This window comes from Clostridium sartagoforme AAU1 (genome assembly GCF_000401215.1).
Classification (GTDB): Bacteria; Bacillota; Clostridia; order Clostridiales; family Clostridiaceae; genus Clostridium; species Clostridium sartagoforme.
The window spans coordinates 1-3,961 of sequence record NZ_ASRV01000204.1; the positions used below are offsets into that span (position 1 = coordinate 1).

Annotated in this window: 6 protein-coding genes; all 6 read left to right on the forward strand. The window is 23.8% G+C overall.

Features of this window, described 5'->3' with window-relative positions; genetic code table 11:
- A partial coding sequence (locus tag A500_RS16150) for a GspE/PulE family protein (protein WP_016208636.1) occupies positions 1 to 1,014 on the forward strand: 1,014 nt, incomplete at its 5' end.
- Positions 986 to 1,918, forward strand: coding sequence for a type II secretion system F family protein (locus A500_RS16155; RefSeq protein ID WP_016208637.1), 933 nt, complete (start codon positions 986 to 988; stop codon positions 1,916 to 1,918). The genes A500_RS16150 and A500_RS16155, both read left to right, overlap by 29 nt.
- Positions 1,919 to 2,036: 118 nt before the next feature.
- The gene (locus A500_RS16160) at positions 2,037 to 2,513 is read left to right on the forward strand and encodes a type II secretion system protein (RefSeq protein WP_156174301.1); all 477 of its coding nucleotides are present in this window, start codon (positions 2,037 to 2,039) and stop codon (positions 2,511 to 2,513) included.
- A complete protein-coding gene (locus A500_RS16165; RefSeq protein ID WP_016208639.1) occupies positions 2,510 to 2,947 on the forward strand; it encodes a type II secretion system protein in 438 nt (145 codons plus the stop codon). The genes A500_RS16160 and A500_RS16165 overlap by 4 nt, the downstream gene beginning before the upstream one ends.
- A 45-nt stretch (positions 2,948 to 2,992) precedes the next feature.
- A complete protein-coding gene (locus tag A500_RS16170; RefSeq protein WP_016208640.1) occupies positions 2,993 to 3,421 on the forward strand; it encodes a hypothetical protein in 429 nt (142 codons plus the stop codon).
- Positions 3,412 to 3,840, forward strand: coding sequence for a hypothetical protein (locus A500_RS16175; protein WP_016208641.1), 429 nt, complete (start codon positions 3,412 to 3,414; stop codon positions 3,838 to 3,840). Before A500_RS16170 ends, A500_RS16175 begins: the two co-directional genes overlap by 10 nt.
- Positions 3,841 to 3,961 lie beyond the last annotated feature (121 nt).

The following is a 3,961-nucleotide window of genomic DNA, read 5'->3' on the forward strand; positions in this document are numbered from 1 at the left end:
AAGATAAAAAATAATGAATATCAGAAGTTATTATCTAAAATAAAGCTTAATGGAAATATGGATATAACTGAAAGAAGAAGACCTCAAGATGGAAAAACTCTAATTAATATTAAAAATAAAAGTTATGACTTAAGATTATCCACCATCCCCATAATTTATGGAGAAAAATTAGTAATAAGAATTTTATATGGAGAAGTATTTAATTATGATATAAATAGTTTAAATATGAATGAAAATCAATTAAGAAAATTGAAAAAAATAATGTCTTTAAAACATGGGTTAGTTATTATAAATGGGCCAACAGGAAGTGGAAAATCAAGTACATTATATTGTATTTTAAAAGAAATAAATAAAAAAGATATAAATATAACTACTTTAGAGGATCCAATAGAAGTAATGATTAAAGGAATAAATCAAGTTAGTTTAAATAGAAAAGCCAACATAACATTTGCTACTGGTCTTAGGAGTATTTTAAGACAAGACCCGGATGTCCTTATGATAGGAGAGATAAGGGATGAAGAAACAGCTAATATGGCTGTAACAGCATCTTTAACAGGACATAAAGTTTATTCAACAATTCACACTAAAACACCACAAGAAGTATATTTTAGATTAGAAGATATGGGAGTTAAATCTTATTTAATTAAAGATTCTTTAATAGGAATAATATCACAAAGATTGATAAGAGTACTTTGTGACAATTGTAAAAAGGAAGAAAAGCAAGTTCTTTTTAAGGGAAAGGAAATAGTACTCTATAAGAATATAGGATGCAGTAAGTGCAATTATACTGGATATAGAGGAAGAGCTGTTGTTAGCTCAGTAGTTAGTATTGATAGAGAAATAAAAAGGAAAATTACAAATATTTTCCAGGAAATAAAAGAATTAAGTAATGAAGAAATGATAGATAATCTAAATGAATTATTAATTGCTGCTAGAATATCATCTTCAGATTATAATAATTTTTTAATAGAAGAAGGATTTGATTATGAAGAAAATAAAATTATCTTGGAATAAAGCAGATTATAATAGTTTAGGATTATTATCAGGTAATATGTCCATATTGCACAAAGAAGGAATTTCACTTTTAATTATGATGGATTTACTATTAGAATTACCAATGAGAAAAACATATAAGGAAAGTATAAAGATAATAAAAACATCTATTATTGAAGGAAAATCTTTAAAAGATAGTTTTAATGAATTTAGTGATTTATATCCAGAATTTTTTGTTGGAATGATTTCTATGGGAGAAAAAAGTGGGAATCTAGCAACAGTTTTAAAAGGTGTAGAAGATCATTATAATAAAATGAATTTTATTAAAAGCACTATTAAAAATGTTTTGTCTTATCCAATATTAATATTTTTATCTATTATAATGCTATTAATATTTATTACATTTATAACTATACCAAACTTATATGATTTTTACATTAATTTAGGTATTGAAGTTCCGTTTATATGTAAGTTTTTATATAACTTTGTAAATTATATAAAAAAAGATTTTATTTCCTTTCAAATTTATTTTATTTCATGGGGTATTTTAATTCCATTTATAGTTTATAAAGCTTATATTAAAAGGCATTTAATAAATTTATTGAATAAAATATCAATTATAAAGGAATTTAACGAATTTATTTTTATATCTCTATTATCAATAATAGTTAAAAGTGGAGTTAATTTATCCAATGGTTTAATGTATTCTGCAACGAGTTTTAAAAACTCATCTTTAAAGGAGAGATTCTTACTTCTAAATTCAAGTATATTAAAGGGGAAAAGTATATCAGAAAGTTTAAAAGATCATGGAGATTATTGTAAATATACTACAGCCATTATAAAACTTGGAGAAGAAGGCGGTTCTATGGATGAAAGATTAAATTCACTATCTAACTATCTTGAGAAAAACTATTATCAGATATAAATAGATATATGTCTATTTTACAACCAGCATCAGTTTTTATAATGGGAATCTTTGTAGTAATATTTTTAGTTGTGTTTATAGTACCATTATTTGGTTCATTATTAGATGGAGGCTTTCAATGATGAAAAAGGCATATACCCTTATAGAGCTTATTGTGGTGCTTTCTATATTAGTTATATTTTCTACAGTAACAATTGGTGGAATAAAATATTTCAAAGATAAAAGTGAAGATTTAAATTTTGAAAACTATGTATATGAAGTAAAGTCATTATTAAGTTTTGCAAAAAGTTATTGCAGAAAGAATAAAGTAATAGGAAATATAATTATAAGCAGCGATAGAAAAAGTATTATATTTGATGTAACCGATAAAACATATAAATTAAATAAAAGAGTAGATTTGGATAATAGTACAGAGATAGGAAGTAATTTTAAACTAGGGAATAATAAAATTAATGATGAAGGGTTTATAAAAGAAGCGGGAACAATAACCTTATCTAATAAAAATAGTAAATTTGTAAAAATAACAATATCTGTAGGAAATGATATTATACGAGTAAGTGAAAATGATGATAATGAAGGGGATATGATAGAGTGAAAAAAGGAAGTACTTTAGTTGAAAGTATAGTTGCTCTCGCAATCTTATTAATAGCAACAACAATATCACTTAATATTGGAATTGTTGCAGCTAACTCCAAAAAAATAAGAGATAAAAAGAATGAAGCAAATAGGATTGCATATGCAATAGAAAATGAAATTAAATACAATACTACTTTTGAAAATTTAACTAAATCCTTTAAAGACAATAAATTATCTTATATATATTCAGATGATACATTAGAAAACTTAGTAAATACATCAGTATTAAATTTAGAGGTTGGAGATGGAATTGAAATAGAAAAGGTTAAAGAAATTCTGGCATCAGAAGATGAAAATAGACCTGTAATAGAATTGAAGGTCAAGATTAAAGATGATGATGGAGGAATTCTGTGTGAAAGAAAATTTCTTAAATCTTATTGGATGGAAAAATAAAAAAGAAGAAAGAGATGTTTTACTTTAATTGAAATAATATTAGCTATGTTTATTGAATTAATTTTGATTAGTCTTTCCTTTAAAATTGGATTAATTTCTTATAAAAGTTACAAAAGCTTAATTGAGTCTGCTAAAGCTCAAGATTCATTTGATGATGCTTTGCTTAATATAGATAGATTATTAAAAACACAAATGATTAAAAGTATTGAAATAGAAGAAAAAGGATTGAGTAATAACGGAAAGATAACAATAAAATACAAAGTTGACCATAATACAAATGAAATAAAAGAAAAAAGGATTTTTTTAGATAATACAAATCAAAAGATAGTTTTAGAGACATATAAAGAGGGAAAAAGAAAAGGTGTTAATGTAATTATGAGAGAAGTTTCAGATTTTGCTATCATAAAGAAAGAAAAACTATATTACTTGAAAATAAAAAACAATAAGGGGGAAGAAAGAGTACTATGTTTATAAAAACTAAGAAAAAAGCATATGCTTTTCTTGAGAGTTTAATAATATTTATGTTTGTTCTTGTAATGGCGAATTTATCTATAAAGGTGATATCTAAAAATTATTTAAAATCTCAAAATTTTTCAACTTATGAAGATTTAAAAAGTTTAGAAGCAGAAGAAGAAAAAGTTCTAGAAATAATTAATATTAAATGTCAAGATGAAAGCATAAATAAAGAATTACTTGTAGAGGCAGTGAAAAATGAAAAGAATATAAGGTATCCAGAATTAAAGAATATTGAATTTACTTATGAAAATAGTGGATATTTTATAAAAAGAAAGAAAAGCAACTCTACTATGTATATTGAACTTATAGAAAAAAAGGTTGAAGATAAAAATATATTTATGCCAGCATATTATAAAACAAAATATATAATTAATTAGGAGTTAAAATGATAAGTTCAATAGGAGTATATGAAAATAAATATTTATATAAAATAAAGAATATGATAAGTTTAATGTAAAACTATTAGTAGAAGAGTTAAGCAAAAAGAGAAGAATTATT

Excerpts from the sequence above, each read along its gene's own strand:
- A500_RS16155 (WP_016208637.1), top strand. The coding sequence starts at position 986 with ATGAAGAAAATAAAATTATCTTGGAATAAAGCAGATTATAATAGTTTA.
- A500_RS16175 (WP_016208641.1), top strand. The coding sequence starts at position 3,412 with ATGTTTATAAAAACTAAGAAAAAAGCATATGCTTTTCTTGAGAGTTTA.
- A500_RS16170 (WP_016208640.1), top strand. The coding sequence starts at position 2,993 with ATGTTTATTGAATTAATTTTGATTAGTCTTTCCTTTAAAATTGGATTA.
- A500_RS16160 (WP_156174301.1), top strand. The coding sequence starts at position 2,037 with ATGATGAAAAAGGCATATACCCTTATAGAGCTTATTGTGGTGCTTTCT.